This window comes from Gordonia sp. GN26 (assembly GCF_054823965.1).
On the sequence record NZ_JSYC01000098.1, the window covers coordinates 1 to 26309 of the forward strand.

Below are 26309 nucleotides of genomic sequence, written 5' to 3' on the forward strand. Positions count from 1 at the left end.
TGTGGGAGAGTAGGACACCGCCGAACACAATTTCAGAAGGGCCCCGTATTCGATGATTTCTTTCGTCGAATACGGGGCTTTTCTCGTTCGCGCACGTCGTATCGACGTGGCCGGCGATGCTTCCCATCAAGGTTCAAGGGCATAGATTGGCAGCTATGAGTGATCGTGATCGTCCGCGTCGTGACGGACGTGGTGAACGTGATACGCGAGATCAGCGGGAGTCGCGGGGCCAGGGTGGCCCCCGAGGTCAGCGGGGATCCCGCGGCCAGGGCGACTCCAACCGTGGTGATTCGAGTCGGGGCCGTCGCCCGGACCGTCCGGGGCGCGAGCGCGGCGACGGTGGTCGCCGGCAGCAGGGGCCGCCGCTGCCCGATGACGTCAACGCCTCGGACCTGGATCCCGAAGTCCGTCGCGACCTCCTGACCCTCGACAAGGCGAATGCCGAGATCGTCGCCAAACACCTGGTGATGGTTTCGCGGCTGCTGCTCGAAGAGCCGGCCCTCGCCCTCGAACATGCTCGCGCCGCACGGGGCCGTGCGTCTCGTGTGGGCGTGGTCCGGGAGACCACCGGTATCGCCGCCTACAACGCCGGTGAGTGGCAGGAGTCCGCCACCGAGCTGCGTGCTGCCCGTCGTATCACCGGTAACAATGCTCTGCTGCCCCTCATCGCCGACTGTGAGCGCGGGCTCGGACGTCCAGAACGCGCCGTCGAGATCGCCCGTGGCGACGAAGGTCGATCACTGACCGGTGAGGACGCCACCGAGATGCGGATCGTCGAAGCCGGCGCACGGATCGACCTCGGTGAGCCGGAGAAGGCGGTCGTCACCCTGCAGGCCGAGAACCTCAAGCCGGGCCAGGTGGGAACCGGGCCCGCACGCCTCTACTACGCCTACGCGTCGGCGCTGTACGCGTCCGGTCGTCGGGATGAGGCCATCACCTGGTTCATGAACGCGGCAGCCGCCGACATCGACGATGTGACCGACGCCGAGTTCCGCCTGACCGAGCTCGCGAACGACGACGCCCCCGTCGGAAACGACGAGCCCGCCGTCGACGGTGTGGACGTTCTGTCCGACAGCGCGGTGTCCGAGGCTCCGTCGGCAGCCGAGCCGGCACCGTCGGAGCCCGTCACCGCAGGGTCTGCCTCTGCCGAGCCCGCGCCGGCAGAGTCGATCGCGACTCCGGAGCCGGTTGCTGCACCCGAGCCGGTTGCTGAACCCGAACCAGTAGCTGCACCTGAACCGGTCACTTCCGAGCCGGTTGCGGCACCTGAGCCGGTGACGCCTGAGCCGGTTGCTTCACCGGAGCCCGCCGACACGATCGCCAGTCTGGAAGGGACCGCCGATCTGTCGGCGACGTCGAGCTACGTCGACGAGGGCAGTACCGGGTCGCAGGCACTCGTCGATAAGTACGACGCGCTGCTGCTGGATCTCGACGGGACCGTCTTCGCGGGCCATCAAGCGCTGCCGAACGCCGTCGACACCCTCGACCGGCTCGACATCCCGCGCTTCTTCGTGACCAACAACGCGAGCCGTAGGCCCGCCGAGGTCGCGGCACACCTCCGTGGTCTCGGCTTCGACGCCACCGACGACCTCGTCGTCACCAGTGCGCAGTCGGGAGCGCGGTTGCTGTCCGAGCATCTCCCGCCGGGATCGCGGGCGCTGGTCATCGGCACCGACGGTCTGGCGCAGGAGGTCCGCGAGGTCGGCATCGGTGTCACGCGAAGCGCTGACGACCGTCCCGCAGCCGTCATCCAGGGCCACTCGACCGAGACCGGCTGGGCGCAGCTGTCCGAGGCTGCGTTGGCGATACGTGCCGGTGCCCTCTGGGTGGCGACCAATGTCGACGCCACCCTTCCGTCCGAGCGCGGTCTGCTGGTCGGCAACGGCTCGATGGTCGCGGCGTTGCGCAACGCCACCGGTAAGGAGCCGCTCGTCGCGGGCAAGCCCGCTGCCCCGCTGATGGCAGACGCCATCGCCCGTGCGGCGGCGACTTCGCCACTCGTCGTCGGAGACCGGCTCGACACCGACATCGAGGGCGCACACGCCGTGGGCATCGAGAGCGCACTCGTCCTGACGGGCGTCAGCACCGTCACCGACCTGCTGGCCGCACCGCCGGAACAGCGGCCCACCTACGTCATCGACGATCTGGCCGGTGTGTTCGACGACATCGGCGCGGTTCGCGTGGCCGACCAGCCCGGGTGGACCGTGACCGTGGACGGATCCACTGTGACGGTCTCCGGCTCGGGGGACGAGCTCGGTCTCGTCCCTGCCCTGGCAGCTGCCACCTGGGCCGCGGTCGACACGGGTACCGCCGATCCGGAGGAACTGCGGATCCGTGCCGAGGGCACGGCGCGGGACAAGCTGGCGTCGCTGGGTGTCACCCTCGTCGGCTAGCGTGGTTCACGATGACTTATGCGAGTGACGAGAGCAGTCGTTCGGACCTGAGCAGCGGTCCGACACCGACCAGCATGGCGCCCCGACCCGGTCCGGGCGCCATGCCGCGTCGCCAGTACGACCCGATCGCGGCGCTGCACGACGCCCCGTCGTCGGGCGCCGACACCGACATCGATCTGCCCGACGTCGAGGCCACGGTCTCGGAGCTTCTCGCTCAGGTCGACGAGCTCCGGGAGTCCGTCGGGGACACCTTCTCGCTCGCTGCGCTCGAGCGCCAGGCGAATCTCCTCGAGCAGGCCCACGACGCGCTCACCGCGGCGCTCGACGCGGTGGACCGTCGATGATCCGGCTCCGGACGCGGCGCTGACGATGGCGACCAGAGCACGACTCGACGCGGAACTCGTCCGGCGCGGCCTGGCCCGATCCCGGGAGCAGGCACGCGAACTCGTCGATGCCGGCGTCGTGAAGGTCAACGGAACGGTGGCGGCCAAGGCCGCGACCGGCGTCACCCGGGACACCCCGATCGTCGTGGTGGAGACACCGAAGGACGACTGGGCGTCGCGCGGCGCCCACAAACTGCTCGGTGCTCTCGAGGCGTTCGAGCCACAGGGGCTGACCCTGGCAGGTCGCCGGTGCCTCGACGCCGGTGCTTCGACCGGAGGCTTCACCGACGTCCTGCTGCGTCGCGACGTCCGGGAGGTCGTCGCCGTGGATGTCGGTTACGGACAACTCATCTGGCGTCTGCAGAACGACGATCGCGTACACGTGCACGACCGCACCAACGTCCGGCACCTCGAACCGGAGACGATCGGCGGACAGGTCGACGTCGTGGTCGCCGACCTGTCCTTCATCTCGTTGGGACTCGTCCTGCCGGCTTTCGCTCGGTGCGCGGTGCCGGGTGCCGATCTGCTGCCCATGGTCAAGCCGCAGTTCGAGGTGGGGAAGGACCGCGTCGGTTCGGGTGGCGTCGTGCGTGATCCCGCTCTGCGTGCCGAGGCCGTGTTGGGTGTGGCGACAGAGGCGGCCGCGCTCGGGCTCGAGACCCGTGGTGTGGTGGCCAGTCCGCTGCCGGGCCCGTCGGGAAACGTCGAGTTCTTCCTCTGGCTGCGCAAGGAGCACGGTGGCCGGGCGGGCGAGGAGTCGGGGGAGAGCGATAGGGTCGACCCGTCGGCCTCGACCGACGAACTCCGCTCCATGATCGAGCGTGCGGTCGCGGAGGGGCCGAGCTGATCGGTGGATCCGCCGGCGCCCGCTCATCTCGTTCCTGCTCGACCACACACGTCCGACCACACTTCTCTGGGAGGGAACCACCAGTGACCGACGATTCGGTAGCCGAGTCCGCCGGTGCCCGCGAGTTCTTGGTGGTCGCCCACACCGGACGCGAGAACGTCCTCGAGACGATCGAGGCCATCGCCCGCCACTGCGGTGCCGCCGGTGTCGCGCTGCGCGTCGTCGACCACGACACCCTCGACCGTGACGCCCCCGATCACGACGTGATCTACCGCAACCGCGACGACAAACAGTCGCGGCCCGGGAACGTGCCCGTCGATCCCGAGTACCTCCGGTCCCTGGGCGCTGTCGTCGAGGTGACCACCGCCGAGTCCGCGTCGGCCGAGGGATGTGAGCTCGTCATCGTCCTCGGTGGTGACGGCACCTTCCTCCGTGCCGCCGAGCTGGCATGTCCGGCGGGGGTGCCCGTCCTCGGCATCAACCTCGGGCACATCGGTTTCCTGGCGGAGTCGGAGGCGCACAAGGTAGACGAGGTGATGGCTCAGCTCATCGCCCGCGACTACCGCATCGAACCGCGGATGACTCTCGAGATCGACATCGTCGACCCGGCCGACCCCGATCCGCCGACCGCGAGCAGTTGGGCGCTCAACGAGGTCGCGATCCTCAACACCAGCAAGAACGGCGTGCTCGAACTCGTCACCGAGGTCGACGGCCGACCGGTGTCGGCATTCGGCGCCGACGGCGTGCTGGTCGCGACCCCGACCGGGTCGACGGCCTATGCATTCTCCGCGGGCGGCCCGGTGATGTGGCCCGACCTCGAGGCGATTCTCGTGGTGCCCAACAACGCACACGCGCTGTTCGCGCGGCCCATGGTGACGAGCCCGCGGTCGCGGATCGCGGTGGAAGTGGACAAGAACGGACGCTCGGCGGTGGCGCTGTGCGACGGCCGTCGAGCACTCGACGTGCCGGCCGGCGCCCGCGTCGAGGTCGTACGCAGCGATCGTTCGGTGAACTGGATCCGGATCGACTCCGATCCCTTCGCCGACCGGCTCGTCACCAAGTTCGCCCTCCCGGTCACGGGATGGCGAGGGAGGCAGGCATAGGGGTGCTCGAAGAACTGTCGATCACCGGACTCGGTGTCATCGAGGAGGCGCAGGCGCGTTTCCATCCGGGCTTCACGGTGCTGACCGGCGAGACCGGCGCGGGCAAGACGATGATCGTCACCAGCCTGCACCTGTTGTCGGGTGCGCGTGCCGACGCGACCCGCGTCCGAACGGGTAGTGCCAAGGCGACCGTCGAAGGCCGCTTCCGGCTGGCGAACGCCGAGGGCGTGCAGAAGGATCCGGTGGTCGCCGACATCCTCGACTCCACCGGAGCCGAACTCGACGACGACGACACCGTGATCGCGGTGCGCTCGGTCAGCGCCGACGGACGCTCCCGTGCTCACCTGGGTGGCCGCTCGGTGCCCGTGGGGGTGATGGGTCAACTCACCACCGCGGTCCTGGCCATCCACGGCCAGAACGATCAGTTGCGCCTGCTGCGTCCGGAGCATCAGCGTGCCGCGCTCGACACGTTCGGCGGATCGAAGGCCGCGTCCGCGCTCGAGGTCTACCGCAAGGCACGAACAGCGTGGGTCGACATCCTCGACGAACTCGATGCCCGTCGTGCCAACTACCGCGAGCTCGCCCAGGAAGCCGACCGGCTCCGCTTCGGCATCGACGAGATCACCGCGGTCGACCCGCTCCCGGGCGAGGACGAGGAACTCACCGCCACGATCCGGCGCCTGTCCGACCTCGAGTCGATCCGCGGGGCCGCCGATCAGGCCCACCACATCGTCGCCGGCGACTCGGGATCGTCGGTCATCGAGGGACTGGGCTCGGTGCGCACGCTCCTCGAGGGCGCCGCCGACGACACCCTGCGAGGACTGGTGCCACGCGTCTCCGAGGCGCTCACCGTCATCACCGACGTCGGTGCCGAACTGACCGCGTTCACCTCGAGCCTCCCGGCGGATGCCGACGAACTCGACAAACTGCTGGCACGCCAGGCCGAACTGAAGTCCCTGGTGCGCAAGTACGCACCCGACGTCGACGGCGTCATCGACTGGCGGCACAAGGCACAGGCCCGGCTCGCCGAGATCGAGGACCCGCGGGCGTCGATCGAGGAACTCGAGTCCGCGGCCGCAACGGCGCTGGAGAAGGTCGAGGCCGCTGCGGCCAAACTGCACACGCTGCGCGTCAAGGCGGCGTCGTCGATGGCGGACAAGGTGTCCAAGGAGCTGAAGGGCCTCGCCATGGGCGACTCGGCCCTGGCGGTCTCCGTCAGCCCCGAACCCGCCTCGCCCGAGGACCGGCTCGCGATCACGGTCGACGGGACCCGCGCCCACGCCGGGGCCGACGGCGCCGACAAGGTGGAGTTCGCGCTCGTCGCGCACCCCGGGGCCACGCCGCTCCCCATCGCGAAGTCGGCGTCGGGCGGCGAGCTGTCGCGCGTGATGCTCGCACTGGAGGTCGTCCTCGCCGCTCCGACCTCCGGATCGGTCATGGTGTTCGACGAGGTCGACGCCGGTGTCGGCGGTCGTGCGGCAGTGGAGATCGGCAAGCGGCTGTCGAGGCTGGCCCGAGCCCATCAGGTCATCGTCGTCACGCACCTGCCGCAGGTCGCGGCGTTCGCCGACAACCACCTCGTGATCGGCAAGTCCAAGAAGGGCGCGCTGGTCACCAGCAGCGTGCGGACCCTCGACCGCGACGAGCGTGTCGCCGAGCTCGCACGCATGCTCGCCGGCCTGGGGGAGTCCGACACCGGACGCGCCCACGCCGAGGAACTGCTTGCCACCGCGGAGGCGGAACGGGCCGCGCACTGACCTCGGACGGGCTGGTGCCCGTGTTACTTGTGTGACAAAAGTTTCTCGTGTTACGGCGCGCCTCCCGGGCTCCGTCGTGTGTTCGGTCAATCATTGCGGGCATGAAGATGCCTGCACTGCTCGCGCGTAACACCGAAGAACTGCCTGGCGTGACCGGTATCGCCAGGATCGACAAGAACACCAAGCGGCTGCTCAGTCGGGTCGGCCCGGGTGACATCGCCATCCTCGACGAGGTCGACCTCGACCGCGTCACCGCCGACGCCCTCGTCGAGGCCAACGTCGTCGCGGTGGTCAACGCCTCCCGCTCGATCACCGGCCGCTACCCGAACCTCGGTCCGGAGGTGCTCGTCGCCTCGGGCATCATGCTGCTCGACGATGTGGGCCCGGAGATCTTCAAGCGCGTCAAGGACGGCGCCAAGGTGCGCGTCCACGACGACCGTCTGTTCGTCGGCGAGCGTCGTCTGGCTCTGGGCACCGAGCTCGACGAGCGCGACATCGCCGACATCATGATCGGTGCCAAGGCAGGCCTCGTCGATCACCTGGAAGCCTTCTCGGGCAACACGATCGAGTTCATCCGCAGCGAGTCCCCGCTGTTGATCGACGGTGTCGGGGTGCCGGACATCGACGTCGACCTCGCCGGCCGGCACGTCATCATCGTTGGCGAAGGCGCCGACCGTGCCGCAGATCTGCGCGCGCTCAAGCCGTTCATCAAGGAGTACCAGCCGGTGATGGTCGGCGTCGGTACCGGCGCGGACACCCTGACGAAGGCCGGCTACAAGCCCGCGATCATCGTCGGCGATCCGGAGAACATCAAGACCCCGACACTGAAATCCGGTGCGCAGCTGGTCCTTCCGGCCGACACCGACGGTCACGCCGCGGGACTCGAGCGCATCCAGGACCTCGGCATCGGTGCGACCACCTTCCCCGCAGCCGGTTCCGCGGAAGACCTCGCTCTGCTGCTGACCGACTACCACGGTGCCGACCTGATCGTCACCGTCGGCTACCCCGGCACGCTCGACGACTTCTTCGACCGTTCGCGCCGGGAGAGCAACCCGTCGATGTTCCTGACCCGACTCAAGGTCGGCCAGAAACTCGTCGATGCGAAAGCCGTTGCGACGCTGTACCGCAGCCGCGTCTCCGGTGCTGCCATCGCCTGTGTCGTCCTGGCTGCACTCGTCGCGGTGATCGCGGCGCTGCTGCTGTCGAACACCGGCACCGACATCACCGATTGGATCGTCACGCAGTGGAATGCATTGCTCGACTGGGCACGAGAGGTCTGGAACCGATAGGCGATGATTTCGCTACGACAACATGCGATCTCATTGGTCGCAGTATTCCTGGCATTGGCGCTCGGACTGTTCCTCGGCTCGGGGTTCGTCGGCGATCGCGTGAACTCGATGACCGGCACCAGCCGGGACCGCATCGGTGATCTCGAGGAGCAGCGCGACGACCTCAACGCGAAACTGAATGCGGCCAACAGCTTCGACCTCGCGATCGGGCCGCGGCTCATCGCCAACACCCTGCGCGGACAGTCGGTTCTGGTGGTGACCGCGCCGAATGCGGCCGAGGCCGACGTCGACGCCGTGAAGGAGAACATCTCGGGCGCCGGCGCGCGGTTCGCCGGTCAGATCGCGCTGTCGGAGTCTCTTCTCAGCGACCAGAACGCCGAGCAGCTGCGCACCATCGTCGACCAGACGATCCCGCCGGGAGCGATCCTGCGAGCCGAGCTGACCGATTCGGGCAGCCGGGCCGGTGATCTGCTCGGAACGCTGGTGCTGTCCGGGAAATCGACCCGCCCCGCGTCGTCCACGGACCGTCGGACCGGGCTTGCCGCGCTGCGCGACGGCGGATTCATCGACTACGCCAACAACGCCGTCACGCCCGCCGATCTGATGGTCGTGGTGACCGGCGACGAGTTCGGACCCGAATCGGGCGCCCAGGGCGCGCTCGTGGCACGCCTGGCCGCCGCGGCATCCGTGCGTGGTGTCGGAGGGGTTCTCGTCGGTCGTACCGGATCGGCGAACGGCGGCTCGCCGATCGCCGTGGTCCGGGCCGATCCGTCGCTGGCCAACGCCGTGTCCACCGTCGACAACGTCGACCAGCCGACCGGCCTGATCACCACCGTCCTGGCGCTCGCCGCCGAGGGCAAGGGTGCGACCGGGTCGTACGGAACCGGCGCCGGGGCCACCGCGGTCACCGTCGGGGCCGACGGCAAGCCGGCTGCCTGACCGCGTCGGAACCGCCACAATCCAGCCGACTCCGCCATCGGAGTGAGTACCGCCACGCCGCGCCCGGGTGTGGCGGTACGGCGTGGCGGCACAGTGGTGTTACCCTGGAGTCCCGTAGGTAATCAGGGCATCCGCTCCGATTCGGCCGACGGGAGACACGCTTTTGCGACCTTTGCGACACGTTCACGACACCAAGCACATATTCGTCACTGGTGGCGTCGCTTCTTCACTGGGTAAGGGCCTCACGGCCTCGAGCCTGGGTCAACTTCTCACCTCTCGAGGCCTGCGGGTCACGATGCAGAAGCTCGATCCCTATCTGAATGTCGATCCCGGCACGATGAATCCGTTCCAGCACGGAGAAGTCTTCGTGACCGAGGACGGCGCCGAGACCGACCTCGACGTCGGGCATTACGAGCGCTTCCTGGACCGCAACCTCTCGCAGTCGGCGAATGTGACCACGGGACAGGTGTATTCGACGGTCATCGCCAAGGAGCGACGCGGCGAGTACCTCGGTGAGACGGTGCAGGTCATCCCGCACATCACCGACGAACTCAAGGCCCGCGTGCTGGCCATGGGCGAGCCCGACGCCGACGGCGAGGTCCCGGACGTCGTCATCACCGAGATCGGTGGCACGGTCGGCGACATCGAGTCGCTGCCCTTCATCGAGGCCGCACGCCAGGTGCGCCACGAGGTGGGCCGCGACAACGTCTTCTTCCTGCACGTCTCGCTGGTGCCGTACCTCGCGCCGTCGGGTGAGCTGAAGACCAAGCCGACCCAGCACTCGGTCGCCGCGCTGCGCAACGTCGGTATCCAGCCCGACGCGCTGATCCTGCGCTGCGACCGCGACGTGCCCGAGGGACTCAAGAAGAAGATCGCGCTGATGTGCGACGTCGAGCTCGACGGCGTGATCTCCACCCCCGACGCACCGTCGATCTACGACATCCCCAAGGTGCTCCACAACGAGCACCTCGACGCCTACGTCGTCCGCAAGCTCGGGCTGCCGTTCCGCGATGTCGACTGGACGGTCTGGGGCGAGCTGCTCCATCGCGTCCACGAGCCGCGCGAGACGGTGCGGGTCGCGTTGGTCGGCAAGTACGTCGACCTGCCCGACGCCTACCTGTCGGTCACCGAGGCCATCCGTGCCGGCGGTTTCGCCTGGAAGGCGCGCACCGAGATCAAGTGGGTGCCGTCGGATGACTGCGACACCCCGGCGGGTGCGCAGGCCGCCCTCGGCGACGTCGACGCGATCCTGATCCCCGGCGGCTTCGGCATCCGCGGCATCGAGGGCAAGGTCGGCGCGATCTCGTACGCCCGGCGCCGCGGCATCCCGCTGCTCGGTCTGTGCCTGGGCCTGCAGTGCGTCGTCATCGAGGCCGCCCGCTCGGTCGGTCTCGACGAGGCCAGCTCGACGGAATTCGATCCCGACACCCCGCATCCGGTCATCTCGACCATGGCCGACCAGGCCGACGCGGTCGCCGGCGAGGCGGACCTGGGCGGCACGATGCGCCTCGGCGCCTACGACGCCGTCCTGAAGGCGGGTTCGGTCGTGGCCGAGTCGTACGGCTCCCGTGAGGTGTCCGAGCGTCACCGTCACCGCTTCGAGGTGAACAACGCCTACCGCGACAAGATCGCCGATTCGGGTCTGGTGTTCTCGGGCACCTCGCCCGACGGGCACCTCGTCGAATTCGTCGAGTACCCGAAGTCGGTGCATCCGTTCTTCGTCGCCACCCAGGCGCACCCGGAGCTCAAGAGCCGGCCGACGCGCCCGCATCCGCTGTTCCGCTCGTTCATCGAGGCCGCACTGAAATACAAGGCGGCCGAACGGCTTCCGGTGGATCTCGGTGACGATTACGAGTCGAACGACGCGCCGGCCGACACCGTCGCGGCGGTCAACGACGTCACCGTCGAACCGGTCGCCGGGATCGACCAGACCGGCGCCGAGGGCTGACCGGGTTGGGCGGCCACGAGTTCGACGTCAAGAGCACCCGCACCGTCTACGACGGGGCGATCATCACGCTGCGCGTCGACGAGGTGGCCATGCCCGGCGGTCGCGTCGCGGAGCGGGAGGTCGTCGAGCATTTCGGTGCGGTGGCGATCCTCGCCCGCGACGAGAACGGCCGCGTCGCCATGGTGCGGCAGTACCGCCACCCGATCGGCCGGCGCCTTCTGGAGCTGCCCGCCGGTCTGCTCGACCAGGACGGTGAGGCGCCACTGACGGCGGCGCAGCGCGAACTGGCCGAGGAGGCCGACCTGGCCGCCGACACCTGGCACGTCCTGGTCGACCTGGCGTCGTCCCCGGGATTCTCCGACGAAGCGCTCCGGCTCTACCTCGCCGAGGGCCTCCATCACCTCGACGAGGCGGAGCGCGTCGACGAGGAAGCCGACATGACGGTGGAGTGGGTGTCCCTCGACGACGCGGTCGCGATGGTGCTGTCCGGGGAGATCGTGAACGCCACGAGCGTCGCGGGCATCCTGGCCGCCTCGGCGGCGGACCGGACGGGAATCGCGCTGCGGGACGTCGACGCGCCATGGACCGACGAACCGACTGCGCTGCGCGATCGCCGGCGCTCGTGAGCTCGTCAGTCGTGGGTCGCCTGTGACGATCGCCGCCGACATCTCGCGCTTCCTCGACCATCTCACCGTCGAGCGGGGTGCGGCGGCCAACACCGTCTCGTCGTACCGCCGGGACCTCGAGCGGTACCGGCGGTACCTCGAGTCGCGCGACATCGAGTCGACCGACGCCGTCACCGAGGAGGACGTCCGGGAGTTCCTCGTCGACCTGCGACGTGGTGATCCGGACGCCGGGTACACGCCGCTCGCCGACAGCTCGATCGCCCGAACCCTGGTCGCCACCCGGCGTTTCCACAAGTTCGCGGTGGAGGAGGGGATCGTCGCGACCGATGTCGCGCATGCGGTCCGCCCGCCTCGTCCGGCGCGGCGCCTGCCCAAGTCGCTGCCGGTGGAGGAGGTGCTGGCGATCCTCGAGGCCGCCGGCGCCGAAGACCATCCCCGCGCTCTGCGCGACCGTGCCCTGCTGGAATTCCTCTACAGCTGCGGGGCCCGCATCTCCGAGGCGACCTCACTCGACATCGACGACCTCGACCTCGACACCCGGGCCGTGCGTCTGCGGGGCAAGGGCGGAAAGGAACGTCTCGTCCCGCTCGGCGGGCCGGCGATCGACGCCATCGACGCCTACCTGGTCCGCGGTCGTCCTGCGCTGGTGTCGAAGGCGACCCCGGCACTGTTCCTCAACGCCCGGGGCGGGCGACTCTCGCGGCAGTCGGCGTGGCAGGTGCTGGTCACCGCCGCCGAACGGGCTGGGCTGGACAAGGCCGTTTCCCCGCACACCCTGCGGCACAGCTTCGCGACGCACCTGCTCGACGGCGGAGCCGACGTCCGCGTCGTCCAGGAACTCCTCGGACATGCGTCGGTGACCACCACGCAGGTCTACACACTCGTGACGGTGAACACGATGCGTGAGGTCTATGCCGTCGCACATCCGCGTGCCCGCTGACCGCGCGCCGACCGCGGGAGAACGTCCGCCATGTCCTAGGCTGATACGAGTCGTCGACCAGGGACCGGCATCCGCCGCCCGGGCCGACACGCATCGGACACCGAAGAGTGAAGGGAGCGGCGGGCACGTGACCACTCCGAGCGCACCGCGGTCTGGCACCCGCCTCGAGTGTTCGGGGACGTGGTCGTGACCTCCGCGGGGGACCAGTACAGCATCCAGGTCTCACCGGGTCATGACGCCGACGAGGTCGACCACCACGCGGCCGACGAGATCGGCCCCACCGGACGGCCCTATCGCGAGGTTCCCGAACCGCGACCCCTCGACCGTCACGGTCCGGCGACCGTCATCGCGGTCTGCAATCAGAAGGGCGGGGTCGGCAAGACCACCTCGACCATCAACCTCGGCGCCGCGCTCGCCGAGTACGGCCGTCGCGTCCTGCTCGTCGACCTCGACCCGCAGGGTGCGTTGTCGGCGGGTCTGGGTGTGCCCCACCACGAACTCGAGCAGACGGTCTACAACCTCCTCGTCCCGCCGCAGGTGGCGACCGACGACGTGCTCATGCGTACGCGCGTCGATGGACTCGACCTGCTGCCCAGCAACATCGACCTCTCGGCCGCGGAGATCCAGCTCGTCACCGAGGTGGGTCGCGAACAGTCCCTGGGCCGTGCGCTGCACCCCGTCCTGGACCGCTACGACGTGGTGCTCATCGACTGCCAGCCGTCGCTGGGCCTCCTCACCGTGAACGCCCTCGCCTGCTCGGACACCGTGCTGATCCCCATGGAGTGTGAATACTTCTCGCTGCGCGGCCTGGCGCTGCTCACCGACACGATCAACAAGGTGCGCGACCGCCTCAACCCGCGCCTGGACCTCGGCGGCATCCTGGTGACCATGTTCGACGCCCGCACGCTGCACTCCCGCGAGGTGATGGCACGTGTCGTCGAGGTGTTCGGCGAGGCCGTCTACGACACCGTGATCTCCCGTACCGTCCGTTTCCCGGAGACGAGCGTCGCCGGTGAGCCGATCACGTCCTGGGCGCCCCGATCGGCCGGCGCGAAGGCGTATCGGGCGCTGGCGCGTGAGGTGATCGCGCGCAACCTCAAGGGCGCATGACCGTCGACACCGACCCGACTGTGTCCGATCCTTCTGTGTCCGATCCTTCTGCGCCCGAAGTGGAGGGACCCGAAGTGAAGGGACCCGAGGTGGACGGGCCCGGGGCGGCCGCTCCGATCGAGGTGTCGGAGCCGGCCGGTGATGCACCAGGGGAGCACGCCGAGGCCGCCGAATCCGGTTTCCGCGTCAAGCTCCGCAACTTCGAGGGCCCGTTCGACCTGCTGCTGAACCTGATCTCGCAGCATCGGCTCGACGTCACCGAGGTCGCGCTCCACGAGGTGACCGACGACTTCATCGCCTATACCCGTGAAATGGGTCCCGAAATGGGGCTCGACCAGACCACCGAGTTCCTCGTCGTGGCGGCCACGCTGCTCGACCTCAAGGCGGCACGGTTGCTGCCGTCGGGCGAGGTCGACGACCCCGAGGACCTCGCACTCCTCGAAGCCCGCGACCTGCTGTTCGCGCGATTGCTGCAGTACCGCGCCTACAAGCAGGTGGCGCAGCTGTTCGGGGAGCTGGAAGCCGCTGCACTGCAACGCTATCCGCGTGCGGTCTCCCTGGAGCAGCGGTTCGAGGACCTGCTGCCGGAGGTCACACTCGGCGTCGATGCCGACGGTTTCGTGCAGGTCGCCGCGACGGCGCTGACCCCTCGGCCGGTGCCGACCGTCGGACTCGACCATCTCCACGACGTGCAGTCGGTGTCCGTGCCGGGCCAGGCGCGTCGGATGGCCGCGCTGCTCAGCGCATCGACCGGCGAATGGGTCACGTTCCGCGTGCTGACCGCCGACTGTGAGACCGGCCTCGAGATAGTCGGCAGCTTCCTCGGGTTGCTCGAGCTCTACCGCGAGGCGGCCATCACCTTCGAACAACCCGAGGCTCTCGGCGATCTCGCGGTCATGTGGACCGGCGAACGCCAGATCGACGACCTGCGCATCGACAAGGCAGAGGATTACGGATGACCGACGGACCGATCGACGACGCCGACGACGTGAACGACGAGGCGGTAGCGGACGCGGACGAGGTGGACGCTTATGAGTCGGGCGCGGTACCCGAGGCCGTCCCGGCAGAAGATGCCTCGAGCGATCCCGGCCCGGCCGATCCCGAACAGACGGCGCTGACGGGGGAGGACGAGGTCGAGGTCCTCGACGATGCGACACTGCGGGCGGCGCTGGAGGCCGTGCTGCTCGTCGTCGACACCCCGGTGACCACCGAGGAACTGGCCAACGCCGTCGATCAGGACCGGTCCCGGGTGCGCGACATGCTCAACGCGATGTCGTCCGAGCTCACCGCGGCGCGCAGTGGCATCGACCTGCGGTTCGCCGGCGACGGCTGGCGGTTCTACACCCGCGCGGACTACGCGCCGTACGTCGAGCGATTGCTCCTCGACGGGGCACGGTCGAAGTTGACGCGCGCGGCACTGGAGACCCTGGCGGTGATCGCCTACCGGCAGCCGGTGACCCGCGCGCGGGTCAGCGCAATCCGTGGGGTGAACGTCGACGGCGTGATCCGGACCCTGGTCGCCCGTGGCCTGATCAACGAGGTCGGCCAGGACCCGCAGACCAACGCCACGACCTATGCGACCACCGAGCTGTTCCTCGAACGACTCGGCCTCGCATCGCTGTCGGAACTGCCCGATCTGGCGCCTCTGCTACCCGACGTCGACCTCATCGACAGCCTCGACGACGAGCTGCTGTCGGATCCCCGATTCGCCAAACTGTCGCCTCAGGCGTCAGACTCGAAGGTACTGGTCACCGACGGTGACCTGAATGATGACTAGATCCGCACGGATCTGACGAACACAGGATTGAGAACAATGGCTTCCGCTGGCCGAGATGGCTCACCGGGAAAACGCCGTAAGGGCGCCCCCGCACAGCAACCGCGAACGAAGAAGACGCACCGCAAGGGGTCGTCGAAACCCAATGCCGACGTCGGGAAGATCCGGCTCAACAACGCCCGGCCCGCACGCCACCAGGTGGCACCGGACCAGGTGAGCGGCAACGGGCCGGAATTCGTCGCAGACGGTGTCCGACTCCAGAAGGTCCTCGCCCAGGCCGGTGTGGCCTCGCGCCGCGGCGCCGAGGAGATGATCGCCGCCGGCCGTGTGAAGGTCGACGGCAAGGTCGTCACCGAGCAGGGTCTGCGCATCAACCCCGACACCGCCATCATCCACGTCGACGATGCGCGCGTGATCATGGACGAGACCAAGCAGTACCTCGCCTTCAACAAGCCCAAGGGCTGGCAGTCGACCATGGCCGATGACCAGGGACGCCCGTGCGTCGGTGACGTGGTCGCCGAACGCGTGATGGCCGGACAGCGCCTGTTCCACGTCGGCCGGCTCGACGCCGACACCGAGGGCCTGCTGCTCCTGACCAACGACGGCGAGCTGGCCCACCGGCTGATGCACCCGTCGTTCGAGGTGCCCAAGACCTACCTCGCGACCTTGAAGGGCGAGGTGCCGCGTGGCATCGCGCGTCACCTCCGCGAGGGTATCGAGCTCGAGGACGGCCCGGTCAAGGTCGACAAGTTCACCGTCATCGAGGTCCACGAGGGACAGTCGCTGGTGCGGATCACCCTGCACGAGGGACGTAACCGCATCGTGCGCCGCATGATGGACGAGGTCGGCTTCCCGGTCACGAAACTCGTTCGCACCCATGTGGGTACGGTCGCGCTGGGGGAGCAGCGGCCCGGCAGCCTGCGTGTCCTCGGCAACGACGAGGTCGGCGGCCTGTACAAGGCGGTCGGACTGTGACCGCTGGCACGACGCGCGTCGTCGCGATCGACGGGCCGGCCGGTACGGGCAAGTCGTCGGTGTCGAAGTTGCTCGCCGACAAGGTCGGCGCCAGCTACCTCGACACCGGTGCGATGTATCGCGCGGTGACCCTGGCGGTTCTCGACGCCGGTGTCGCCCTTGACGATCCGGCCGGTATCGCCCGGGTCGTCGACGCGGTCGACATCGAGCTGATCCCCAACGGCGACGGGTCGTCGACGGTGCTGCTCGACGGCCGCGACGTGTCCGGCCCCATCCGGACCGACCACGTCACCAGTGCGGTGTCGGCGGTGTCCGCGGTTCCCGAGGTGCGCACCAAACTCGTTGCGCTGCAACGGCAGAACGCTCAGGGACGCTTCGTGGTGGTCGAGGGTCGCGACATCGGGACCGTGGTGTTCCCCGCGGCCGACGTCAAGATCTTCCTGACCGCGACGCCGGAGGCCCGAGCCGACCGGCGGCACAAGCAGAACCTGTCCGCGGGACGCGACAGCGATTACGCAGCGGTCCTCGACAGCGTCAACCGTCGCGATCATCTGGATTCGACGCGCGCGGTGTCGCCGCTGCGTGCCGCCGACGACGCCGTCGTCGTCGACACCAGTGACAAGACCCTCATGGAGGTGCTCGACGAACTGAGCAGCCTCGTCGAGACCCGGATCGGAGTATCAGAACGGTGAGCGACAACTTCGAGACCGACCTGGCGGCGTTGCCTGGCGACGGCATCTGGTCAGACGAATCCGACTGGCAGCTGGCCGATGTCGAGGGCGCCGACGGCGCCGCCGAGGTCGAACACATGCCGGTGCTGGCGATCGTCGGACGCCCCAACGTGGGCAAGTCCACCCTCGTCAACCGCATCCTCGGCCGGCGCGAGGCCGTCGTCGAGGACATCCCGGGCGTCACGCGCGACCGCGTGTCCTACTCGGCGAGCTGGTCCGGACGCAGCTTCACCGTCGTCGACACCGGCGGCTGGGAGCCCGACGCGAAGGGCCTGCAGCAGGCCGTCGCTGCGCAGGCCGAACTCGCGATGCGGACCGCTGATGCGATCGTCGTGGTCGTCGACGCAACGGTCGGTGCCACCGCGACCGACGAGGCCGTGGCGCGTGTTTTGCGCCGGTCCAAGACGCCGGTGATCCTGTGCGCGAACAAGGTCGACAGTGAGCGGATGGAGGCCGACACGGCCGCCCTGTGGTCGCTGGGACTCGGTGAGCCCCATCCGGTGTCGGCGGCGCACGGCCGCGGTGCCGGTGACCTGCTCGACGTCATCCTGGAGAAGCTGCCCGCGACTCCGCGTGAGGCGCCCGTGCTGGGCGGCCCGCGTCGTGTGGCGCTGGTCGGCAAGCCGAACGTGGGCAAGAGTTCGCTGCTGAACAAGCTGGCGGGCAGCGAGCGTTCGGTGGTGGACAACGTCGCCGGGACCACCGTCGACCCCGTCGACGAGATCGTCGAATTGGGCGGCAAGGTCTGGAACTTCGTCGACACCGCCGGTCTGCGCCGCAAGGTGCGCACCGCAAGCGGTCACGAGTACTACGCGTCGCTGCGCACACGGGCGGCCCTCGACGCCGCCGAGGTGGCGATCCTGCTGATCGATGCCTCGCAGCCGATCACCGAGCAGGACCTCCGGGTGCTCTCGCTGATCATCGAGAGCGGTCGCGCCCTGGTCATCGCCTTCAACAAGTGGGACCTGGTCGACGAGGATCGTCGCTACCAGCTCGACAAGGAGATCGACCGTGAGCTCGCCCGCGTGCCGTGGGCGCGTCGGGTGAACATCTCGGCGTCGACCGGTCGTTCGGTGCAGAAGCTGGTGCCCGCGATGGAGAGCGCGCTCGAGGCGTGGGACAAGCGGATCTCGACCGGACCGCTGAACAGCTGGCTCAAGGACGTCATCGCGGCCAACCCGCCGCCCCTGCGTGGTGGTCGTCAGCCGCGCGTGATGTTCGCGACCCAGGCGTCGGTGCGTCCGCCGACCTTCGTGCTGTTCACCACGGGCTTCCTCGAAGCCGGCTACCGCCGCTTCCTGGAGCGTCGTCTGCGCGAGGAGTTCAACTTCGACGGTTCGCCGGTGCGCATCAACGTGCGTGTGCGCGACAAGCGGGAGCAGCGCCGCAAGCGCTGACCGCCGCCGGCACAAACCCACCCCTTTTCGGCAAACCCACCCCTCGCCGGGTGGTGAATCTGCCGAAAAAGGGTGGGTTTGTGCATTCCTGGTGCGGTTGTGACGGTTGTGGGAGGCGCTGTGAGATACTGCCTCTCGTGCTCATCTTGGCAATCATCGTCTTCGGAATGGTCATCGGTGCCCTCGCTCAGCTCATCATCGGTGGCAAGAACATGTGGAGCATCGACTGGGGTCTGGCGCTCGTCGCCGGCGTCGTCGGCTCCTTCATCGGCGGGTTGCTGATCAGCCTGATCACCGGTCACGGCATCGAGATCCACCCCAGCGGCATCATCGGTTCGCTCGTCGGCGCGCTGATCGTCACCGGCGGCTGGATCTGGTTCAAGAAGCGTTCCACGACCAATTGATCGGCGACAGCCGACGAGTCGGGGAACACCCCTTCTGACCAGGCGATTGGTACAGGACAGCACTCGTCGGCTAGTCTTTAATCCGCCCACTCCGGTGGGCAGTCGAAAGACCGAGAGGTCCAAAGACAACGGGCTGTGGCGCAGTTTGGTAGCGCACTTGACTGGGGGTCAAGTGGTCGCAGGTTCAAATCCTGTCAGCCCGACAGAATGGCCAGCACAATGTGCTGGCCATTGTTGTATCTACTCCCAGCGTTGTATCTACTCCCAGCCGTCAGCGATGTTCCAGCTCACCGAACCGGGCGAGCAACCGGTTGATCGCGCTGCAGTCCTGGAGGAACCGCTGGCGCTCGGGGTCCGCGGCCACGTCGCGCAGCATCTGGTCTGCGTCCGGGACCTGCTCTGCGGCCAGGATTGCCGACCACACAGCCCCGTCGGTGGCGGTGAACGCGTCGACGCCGTCGCGCAGCGCTCGCGCCAGAAAGCTCCGGTCTTCGGCATCGAGTTTGTCGTGGACCGAGGCGATCATCTCGATGGCCACCGAGGCGTGTGCGCGCTCGTCGCGGCGGTGGAGCGCGATGGTGGCCTGGTGTACCGGCTGAATCGTCCGGTCCCCGGCGATCAGGCTCAGGTAGTCCGCGATCGAGGTCTCCGCGACCGTCGCGAACGCCAGGGTCGTGAGCGCGGCCGCTCGCGGGGACTCTGCCCGTGCGCGCGACTCCCGATGTCGCCGCACCGTCGACGACTCCGGCAACGTCACGTCCGGCAACGCCCAGCCGCGACGACGTCGGGTCAGCGCAGACGCATTCAGGTGCATCAACGTGTGGTACTCCTCGTCGACCATCGACTGCACCACCGCTGCCCGGTCCGCATCCGAGAAGCCGGTGCCGAACACGTCTCGGAACAGCAGCCCGAATCCGGGTGTCACGACGTCCTGTTCGATGTCGACGACGTTTTTGTTGTATGCGATCCACGCCCATGCCAGGACCCGGGCCCGGACGTCCTCGTCGAGCTGCTCCCAGGTCGGATGCCCCGCGAACGGGAGCAGGACCTCGGGATAGTCGTCTCGGGTGTCGTCGTAGAGTTCGTCCATCGTGGGGACGTCGAGTTCGGGTTCGGTGCGCCGCACCGTGGCCCGCCGCGGCCAGCTCCGCACCAGACCCTCGATGACCGCCGACTCCGCCGGGTCGGACGCGTCGTGCTCGGGCAGGTGGCCGGTCATCGTGACAGCCCCTCGAACATCTGCGCACACAGGCGCGCGTAGTCGTCTGCGTAACCGCCCAACGATCCACCCGCCTCGGTGAGCAATGCCGCGAAATCCTCGGTGTCGCCCGCGGACGCAGCGGACACCCGGGAGACCGCCCGCGCCAACGCCTCTCGCGCGGCGGGTGCACACGGGTTCGACGCCTGTACGTCCCGATACACCTCGGGTGTGCCGCCGGTGATCCGTGCCAGCAGTGCCGACATCGTCGCGAAGGGAGGTGTGGCCAGAGCGGCCGTTTCGTCGGCGTCGACCCCGAGGTCGGTGAGCGCGCACCCGAACGCCAGGATCGTCGCGTGGGTGAGGGCCTGCACCGCCGCACACACGTGGTCGTGCCGGTCCGCGGTCGTCATCTCAACCCGTGCGCCCCACCGTGCGAGGTCGTCGCGAAGGCGATACGCACCAGGACCGTCCAGATGGACGACGACTGTAACCGTCCGGCCCGAAAGGCCGAGGGACGGAGCGAACATCGGGTTGATCCCGACGATCGGACACCTCCCGTCGACGTCGTCCCCGGCGAGTTCGGCGACGGCGGAGGAGAACCGGGACTTCACCGAGAGCGTTTCCACCAGCAGCGCTGTCGGCCGCAACAGCATGCTCACCGACTTCACGGCGGCCAACGCCACGTCCTCCGGGACCGCGAGGACGACCACGTCGGCCTCGCTCAACAGTGCCGACGCCTCCGGCCCAGGCGATCGGATGTCGTCACCACAGCGGGCATCGAGCACGTGCACGGTGTCCCCGTCACCTCGCCACAGGTCCGCGAGCATCGTGCCGACCGCCCCCGCTCCGCCGGCCACGACCACCGACCGAGCGCCGGGTGTAGATGATGAGGTCACGGTTCGCTCTCGTCGGCAACGGACAGGCAGCGTCGCATCGACAGCGCCTTCACCATCGTCTCCTCGAACTCGTCCTCCGGATCCGACAGCGCGACGATCGCACCCCCGACCCCGAAGGTCACCTCGGATTCGGTGGCCACCATGGTGCGGATGACGATCGACAGGTCGGCGGTCCCGGTCAGCGAGAAGTAGCCGATCGCCCCCGAATACACCCCACGCGGACCGGCCTCGAGTTTGTCGATGATCTCCATAGTGCGGATCTTCGGCGCCCCGGTCATCGACCCGCCCGGGAACGCCGCCCGGACACAGTCCACCGCGGACACTCCTTCGCGCAACGTCCCGCGCACCGTCGACACCAATTGGTGCACCGGCGAATAGGTTTCGACGTCGAACAGCGACGGCACGTGCACGGAACCGGGTACGCAGACCCGCGACAGGTCGTTGCGGACGAGGTCGACGATCATCAAATTCTCCGACCGGTCCTTCTCGCTGTGTCGCAGGTCGTGCTGAAACCCCTCGTCCTGCACGGGATCCGCCGACCGTGGCCGGGTGCCCTTGATCGGCTTCGACTCCACCGTGCGATCGGCACCCACCTTCAGGAACCGTTCGGGGGACGCGCTGAGCACCGACAACCCCGAGAACTGGAGCAGTGCGCTGTAGGGCATCGGGCTGATCTCGCGGAGGCAGGAGTAGCCGGAGACCGGGTCGAGGCTGCGGCGCACGGTCGCAGAATTGGTCAGGCACACCTCGTACGACTCCCCGGACCGGATCTCCGCCAAGCACTGTTCGACGAGCCTCAGGTAGGTCGGGTGGTCGTGCCGGAACAGGATCGGCGCCTCGTGCGACTCCTGGACCAGCGGGGGAGCGGGCACGACCGGTACGGAGGCATGGTCGCGCAGCTCCCGGATGGCCGACGCCGTCTCGCGCAACCACCGAGCCGTCTCCGGGTCCACGGTGCCGGGCCCCGCTCCGTCGACCGGTTCGAGCGCGAGGAGATAGGCGGACCCGCGTTCGTGACCGATCACGACGGCCCGGTCCGCGAAGACCAGTGCCGCATCGGCCTGTTCCGACGCGTGCGCCAACTGGCCGCCGGTGTCCGCCTTGAGTTCGTAGCCGAGGTAGCCGACGTAGCCGAGGCAGAACCCGAACGGAAGATCCGGCCGGGGTGCCACCGACCGCTCCCGCAACCGGGCGTCGAGATAGTCGAAGAAGGTGCTGCGGATCTCTTCCCCGGAGCCATTCGAATGCTCGACGCGCACAGTCATTTCGGGGACCCGGTAGGTCACGTACTCGGCGCGCGGGCCCGAGCAGTCACCCATCACCGAGAACCGGCTCCCCGCTTCGGTCGCCGCCGACCCGTCAAGCCAGAAGCTGTTCGGTCCGTCGGCGAACAGGCGCTCGTACACCGCAGACGGGTCGACGACCCGGTCCACCCGCTCCGAGCGCACCCGGAAGTCGTGTGTCGGCTGCAGCGGCGCCGGCTGCTCCACGGAGGTGGTTCTCGACGTCAGAGGTCGCGGTCGCCGCGCCCGCTCCGGCGTGGCCGCAGCGAAATTCGACAGCAGTTCGCGCCCGTACTCGGTGCAGATCGACTCCGGGTGGAACTGCACCCCCCACAACGGGAGTTCCCGGTGGCGCACCGCCATCAGTACGCCGTCGTCCGACCACGCCTGGGCCTCCAACTCGTCCGGGACCTCACGGACCGCCAGCGAGTGGTATCGCACCGCCCGGAACGGGGAGGGCAGACCCGCGAACAGGCCTTGGCCGTCGTGGTGCACCTCGCTGATCCGTCCGTGCCGAGGTTCCGGAGCCGAGACCACCGGACTGCCGAACAGGTGACACAAGCCTTGGTGTCCCAGGCACACTCCGAGTACGCGAAGTCGGCTGTCGGTCAGGGCCCGTTCGCTGATCCCGAAGTCGCGGGCGCAGTCCGGGCGCCCCGGGCCGGGGGAGACCACCACGTTGTCGAATGCCTTGAGGTTCACCGACGACCACGGCGCATCGTTGGCGACGACCACCGGCTCCTGGCCGTTGACCTCCGTCAACAGGGCGAAGAGGTTGTAGGTGAACGAGTCGTAGTTGTCGATCAGCAGTGTGCGCACCGCGTCCACCTCAGCCCACGCTGGTATCGGTGGTGCCGCCCGCGGCTGTCGGCCGGACGAGGACGCGATCGCGGCCCGCGTGGTCGACCGGAACGCCGTGCGTCCGCAGTTCGTCGGTCGCCACGATGAGATCCTCCACCCGGCAGGTCTCCGAGATGAGCAGGTCGTAGAGATCGTGCAGGAACTGTGGGGAGAGTCCGTGATCGAGGGCGTAACGGTGGGCGCGATCGTGCACCGCTCCGACGCGACGCGGCTGCATCACGGGAATGGCGTGGTGCTCTTTGAGATACGCGATGCGGGTGCAGACCTCGATCCGGGCGCGGACATCGTCGAGCAACCGATTGTCGATTTTGTCCAATTCCGCACGGAGGGTCGCGAGTTCACGCTCACCGGGGTTGCCCTCGGTGATCATCTGACCGTTGTTGCCCGTCGATTCGTTCACCGCTCGACCACCTTGCACTGTCCGAAGGAAAGTGCGGCCCGCCGACTTGAACCGCTGGAAACGCGACGCGGGCCCGAACTGACACTGCGCCCGGTCCGCGCTCGCGAACCGCAACCCCCGACTCGGTCCATGGTCGCACCGACCATGCGCACCACGAGGGCGTAAGCGTCACCGGGAGATCACAATTCGCCAACGACCGCGCCGTCACCGTCATCCGTTCGGATGGTCGTGCGTCCGGTTTTTCGCACTTGTGGCTTCACGTTTCCGTCTGCCCGGCGGCCGGGGCAACGGCTGTGCCACAACCCGGGATCCGGCTCCGAACGCGTATCCCCTCCGAGGTGCCGATACCGGGGCGGCTCAGGCGAGCAGCGGCACCCCGACGTCGGCGCCGCCTTCCTCGGTGATCCGCGCGCCCATTCGGGTGAAGGTGGGTGTGGCGATGAACCCGCCCGCGAAGAGGGCCTCGCCCTGGCGGAAGTCGGGCGACTCGGCCAGCATGTGTTCGCCGACGAAGCCGAAGGTGTCGGCGAGTTCGGCCAGATCGCGCGGCGCGTTCATCCGCATCAGGCACAGGTTGTCGCACTGGGACAGCACGTTGGGGTGGATCTTCGTCGGGCGTTGCGTCGACAGAAGGAGCCAGAGTCCGAACTTGCGTCCCTCGGCCGCGATCTGCACGACGCGGTCGATGAGGGCCTGCTCGACCGCGCTGGTGGCGACGGGTGGGCAGATGTTGTGGGCCTCGTCGATCACGATGAGGACGGGCCGCCGCTCCTCGCGGTGCGCCCACAGGTGTTCGAGCACGGAGAGCGCCGCGACCTTGGGTTCTGCCGGGTGGGCGAACCCGCCCAGATCGAGCACAGTGGCCTGGGGGCGGTCGTCGATGATGTCGGTGGCGGCGACCTCGCCTCGGGCCCACAGATCCCAGTCGAGGACCTGGAGATTCTCGATCCGCTTGGCCAGTCGCTGGTGACCGGGCTCGTCGGATGCGCGTAGCGCCGAGATGTAGCTGTCCTGGTCGGGTATGTCGTCGGCGCCGCCTCCGCTGAGGGTGGCGTCGGCGTGCAGCAGGACGTTGTACTCGTCGGCGTCGGCGATCGGATCCAACTGCAGGACGGCGGCCTTCGCGGTCAGCGGCAGATCGGTGAATCGCGCCCGTAACTGCGGGAGATCGCGTCGGGTCGAATGCAACACCTGGATGTCGGATGCGGCGATGGCCGCGGCGAGCTCGGGGTCGGTGGTGTCCCGCGTCTCCGGAAGCCGGGTGAAGTCGGCGTTCGGGTCCAGGATGAGCAGCGGCAGCCGCGTGTTCAGCAGCAACTGCTCCAGCACCACCCCGAGCGCGTAGGTCTTCCCCGAACCGCTCTGGCCGCACCAGAAGGTGTGCCGGTTGAACTTGTGCGCGGAGAGGACGACGTCAGACGTCGCGTCGTCGCGATGACTTCCCACTGTCAGCTGAACCACGCCTGAAGAATACGGCGTGGACGGACTCGGCATCGACCCGAAGCGCCGCACGACGTGTGCCGGATTCACGTCCGGACGGCGGTCAGATCCGTTCGACCTCGACGAAGACGATGGTGTTCGTCGAATCCCGGTTCTCTACGCGGTGTTCGACACCGGCGCTTCGGGTGTAGCTCTCGCCGATCCGGAGTTCCGCGGCGATCTCCGAACCGTCCGGTGCGACGGCGTACATCGTGTCGTCGACCAGCGGCACCACGACGTAATCGTGCTCATGCCGGTGCATGGGAATGGCTCCACCCGGCTCGATCGTCCACCGGGTGACCCGGAACCGGCCGTCGTCCTGCTGCACCTCGCCGTGCGAACCCGTGCTCATGGCGTCCTCCGTGTTGTCGATGGTCACTTGCCGGCGTGACGCAGGTGCCCGTACAGCGCAGCGCGGTAACCGCGGGTGTAGCTGGGCTCCTCGTCGTCCGGGTCCGGCGGGCAGGCGAGTGTCGACGACGCGAGCTGACGCGCCCACGGTGCCGGGAGCGCGCACAACGCGGCCTCCGCATCCTCGAACCCCTTCTGGAACAGGTCGGGATCGAGGTGCTCGTCGAGGTCGGCATCGTAGATCGGGAAGGAGGTGGGTAGCCGGGTGACGACGCCGTACTCGGTGACGATGTCGAGGTCGGGGAGATCGTTCTCGTGATTCGTCAACGGACCGTACGCCTTTCGGCGAGGGTGCGGTAGAGCGTTGCCCGGCTGACCCCCAGCGCCTGGGCGATCCGCGGCACGGATTCACCTGCGGCGCGCATCTGTTCGGCGCGGAGCACCTGCTCGTCGTCGAGGACGCGGGGTCGGCCGACCGTCGACGCCGATCGCCGGTGGGTCGTGGTCAGTGGCCTCGCCGAGCTGAGTGCGGGGGAGGGGTCGTCGAGTTCGGCCAATGACGCCAGCACGCCGACGACCATCGCGCCGGTCGGATCATCGGTGTCGATGCCCTCGCGCAACGAACGGAGACCGATCCGTCGTTTCGCGAGTTCCCGTGTGATGGCCATGACCTCGCGGATGTTACGGCCCAGTCGGTCGATGCCCACGACCACCGTCGTGTCGCCGGCTCGCGCGTAGTCGAGTAAGGCGACCATCCCCGCCCGACGGTCCGCGGGCTGCGTCCGGTCGGCGGCATCGGTGTAGATCCGACCCGGATCCACCCCCGCCTCGGTCAGTGCATCGATCTGTGGTCCGAGAGCATGCGCTCCCGGGGTCTCGCGCGCGTATCCGAGGGACATCCCCGGTGCGCCACCTCTCGCTTCGTCCGTCACGAGGAGGACTCTATCTCAAAAGTATCGATACAGATTCTGAGACGCGCCCGAGATTCGAGACGAACTCTGCGGGAATTCCAGAATATAGCGGACTTTCGAGATCTGAAGTCTCAAAACAGGGTCTCATAAGTTTCGAGACCTTCCGGCGCGCCGGATTGCGTTCTGTCCCGGTTGCCGACACAGAACACAACCGGATCGAACTCATCCGGTAACGCAGCACGAAGGGCCTGGCGACGGAATGTCGCCAGGCCCTTCGTGGTTCGTCGCTATCGCTCCTCACACCTCAGGGA

The 26309-nt window shown here is 68.3% G+C and carries 25 protein-coding genes and 1 tRNA gene; 18 read left to right on the forward strand and 8 right to left on the reverse strand.

Translation table 11 applies throughout. From position 1 onward, the window contains the following. The first annotated feature begins 155 nt into the window (after positions 1-155). The 18 genes from OK17_RS17895 to OK17_RS17980 all read left to right on the forward strand — a co-directional run bounded on the left by OK17_RS17895 (position 156) and on the right by OK17_RS17980 (position 18819). Positions 156-2393 carry an HAD-IIA family hydrolase gene (locus OK17_RS17895; protein ID WP_461418259.1) on the forward strand — a complete coding sequence of 746 codons (2238 nt, stop codon included), beginning with the start codon at positions 156-158 and terminating at the stop codon, positions 2391-2393. Between the two features lie 11 nt (positions 2394-2404). Then, positions 2405-2737 (forward strand): hypothetical protein, encoded by a 333-nt coding sequence (locus OK17_RS17900; protein WP_461418260.1) that lies wholly within the window; start codon positions 2405-2407, stop codon positions 2735-2737. Positions 2738-2762: 25 nt separating this feature from the next. Further along, on the forward strand, positions 2763-3623 hold the full coding sequence (locus OK17_RS17905) for a TlyA family RNA methyltransferase (protein ID WP_461418261.1): 861 nt from the start codon (positions 2763-2765) through the stop codon (positions 3621-3623). A gap of 83 nt (positions 3624-3706) precedes the next feature. After that, a complete protein-coding gene (locus OK17_RS17910; RefSeq protein WP_232716464.1) occupies positions 3707-4726 on the forward strand; it encodes an NAD kinase in 1020 nt (339 codons plus the stop codon). A 2-nt stretch (positions 4727-4728) separates the two neighbouring features. Continuing rightward, a complete protein-coding gene (gene recN, locus OK17_RS17915) occupies positions 4729-6483 on the forward strand; it encodes a DNA repair protein RecN (protein ID WP_461418262.1) in 1755 nt (584 codons plus the stop codon). Between the two features lie 101 nt (positions 6484-6584). Continuing rightward, positions 6585-7772 (forward strand): putative cytokinetic ring protein SteA, encoded by a 1188-nt coding sequence (gene steA, locus OK17_RS17920; RefSeq protein ID WP_461418263.1) that lies wholly within the window; start codon positions 6585-6587, stop codon positions 7770-7772. Between the two features lie 3 nt (positions 7773-7775). Further along, positions 7776-8711: a copper transporter gene (locus OK17_RS17925; RefSeq protein WP_232716460.1), complete on the forward strand. Its 936-nt coding sequence runs from the start codon at positions 7776-7778 to the stop codon at positions 8709-8711. 163 nt (positions 8712-8874) lie between these two features. Next, positions 8875-10659, forward strand: coding sequence for a CTP synthase (locus OK17_RS17930; protein WP_083876356.1), 1785 nt, complete (start codon positions 8875-8877; stop codon positions 10657-10659). A gap of 5 nt (positions 10660-10664) precedes the next feature. Further along, on the forward strand, positions 10665-11285 hold the full coding sequence (locus tag OK17_RS17935; RefSeq protein WP_232716458.1) for an NUDIX domain-containing protein: 621 nt from the start codon (positions 10665-10667) through the stop codon (positions 11283-11285). Positions 11286-11307: 22 nt separating this feature from the next. Then, positions 11308-12225: a site-specific tyrosine recombinase XerD gene (xerD, locus tag OK17_RS17940; protein ID WP_232716457.1), complete on the forward strand. Its 918-nt coding sequence runs from the start codon at positions 11308-11310 to the stop codon at positions 12223-12225. Between the two features lie 168 nt (positions 12226-12393). Then, on the forward strand, positions 12394-13335 hold the full coding sequence (locus OK17_RS17945) for a ParA family protein (protein ID WP_232716456.1): 942 nt from the start codon (positions 12394-12396) through the stop codon (positions 13333-13335). Then, complete coding sequence (locus OK17_RS17950) at positions 13332-14294, forward strand: segregation and condensation protein A (protein ID WP_461418266.1); 963 nt, start codon at positions 13332-13334, stop codon at positions 14292-14294. Before OK17_RS17945 ends, OK17_RS17950 begins: the two co-directional genes overlap by 4 nt. Beyond that, complete coding sequence (gene scpB / locus OK17_RS17955) at positions 14291-15112, forward strand: SMC-Scp complex subunit ScpB (RefSeq protein ID WP_232716454.1); 822 nt, start codon at positions 14291-14293, stop codon at positions 15110-15112. Before OK17_RS17950 ends, scpB begins: the two co-directional genes overlap by 4 nt. A gap of 36 nt (positions 15113-15148) precedes the next feature. After that, positions 15149-16084: a pseudouridine synthase gene (locus OK17_RS17960; protein WP_232716453.1), complete on the forward strand. Its 936-nt coding sequence runs from the start codon at positions 15149-15151 to the stop codon at positions 16082-16084. After that, the gene (gene cmk, locus OK17_RS17965; RefSeq protein WP_461418268.1) at positions 16081-16776 is read left to right on the forward strand and encodes a (d)CMP kinase; all 696 of its coding nucleotides are present in this window, start codon (positions 16081-16083) and stop codon (positions 16774-16776) included. The genes OK17_RS17960 and cmk overlap by 4 nt, the downstream gene beginning before the upstream one ends. Beyond that, the gene (gene der, locus OK17_RS17970; RefSeq protein ID WP_461418269.1) at positions 16773-18212 is read left to right on the forward strand and encodes a ribosome biogenesis GTPase Der; all 1440 of its coding nucleotides are present in this window, start codon (positions 16773-16775) and stop codon (positions 18210-18212) included. Before cmk ends, der begins: the two co-directional genes overlap by 4 nt. A gap of 137 nt (positions 18213-18349) precedes the next feature. Next, complete coding sequence (locus OK17_RS17975; protein ID WP_232716451.1) at positions 18350-18616, forward strand: GlsB/YeaQ/YmgE family stress response membrane protein; 267 nt, start codon at positions 18350-18352, stop codon at positions 18614-18616. Positions 18617-18745: 129 nt separating this feature from the next. Continuing rightward, positions 18746-18819: transfer RNA gene (locus OK17_RS17980), tRNA-Pro, on the forward strand. A 68-nt stretch (positions 18820-18887) separates the two neighbouring features. Here the strand turns inward: OK17_RS17980 and OK17_RS17985 are convergent. The 8 genes from OK17_RS17985 to OK17_RS18020 form a co-directional block, all read right to left on the reverse strand. Continuing rightward, positions 18888-19835: a diiron oxygenase gene (locus OK17_RS17985; RefSeq protein WP_461418270.1), complete on the reverse strand. Its 948-nt coding sequence runs from the start codon at positions 19833-19835 to the stop codon at positions 18888-18890. Then, entirely contained in the window at positions 19832-20713 is an 882-nt protein-coding gene (locus tag OK17_RS17990) for a prephenate dehydrogenase dimerization domain-containing protein (protein ID WP_461418271.1), read from the reverse strand. Before OK17_RS17990 ends, OK17_RS17985 begins: the two co-directional genes overlap by 4 nt. Further along, positions 20710-22824 (reverse strand): aminodeoxychorismate synthase component I, encoded by a 2115-nt coding sequence (gene pabB, locus OK17_RS17995; protein ID WP_461418272.1) that lies wholly within the window; start codon positions 22822-22824, stop codon positions 20710-20712. The genes OK17_RS17990 and pabB overlap by 4 nt, the downstream gene beginning before the upstream one ends. Position 22825: 1 nt before the next feature. Next, positions 22826-23257, reverse strand: a complete 432-nt coding sequence (locus OK17_RS18000) for a chorismate mutase family protein (protein ID WP_461418273.1) — start codon at positions 23255-23257, stop codon at positions 22826-22828. A gap of 357 nt (positions 23258-23614) precedes the next feature. Beyond that, positions 23615-24718, reverse strand: coding sequence for an ATP-binding protein (locus OK17_RS18005; RefSeq protein ID WP_461418274.1), 1104 nt, complete (start codon positions 24716-24718; stop codon positions 23615-23617). 82 nt (positions 24719-24800) lie between these two features. Continuing rightward, on the reverse strand, positions 24801-25088 hold the full coding sequence (locus OK17_RS18010; RefSeq protein ID WP_232716441.1) for a cupin domain-containing protein: 288 nt from the start codon (positions 25086-25088) through the stop codon (positions 24801-24803). 23 nt (positions 25089-25111) lie between these two features. After that, positions 25112-25414, reverse strand: coding sequence for a hypothetical protein (locus tag OK17_RS18015; protein ID WP_232716439.1), 303 nt, complete (start codon positions 25412-25414; stop codon positions 25112-25114). Next, on the reverse strand, positions 25411-25986 hold the full coding sequence (locus OK17_RS18020) for a recombinase family protein (RefSeq protein WP_232716473.1): 576 nt from the start codon (positions 25984-25986) through the stop codon (positions 25411-25413). The genes OK17_RS18015 and OK17_RS18020 overlap by 4 nt, the downstream gene beginning before the upstream one ends. Between the last annotated feature and the right edge of the window lie 323 nt (positions 25987-26309).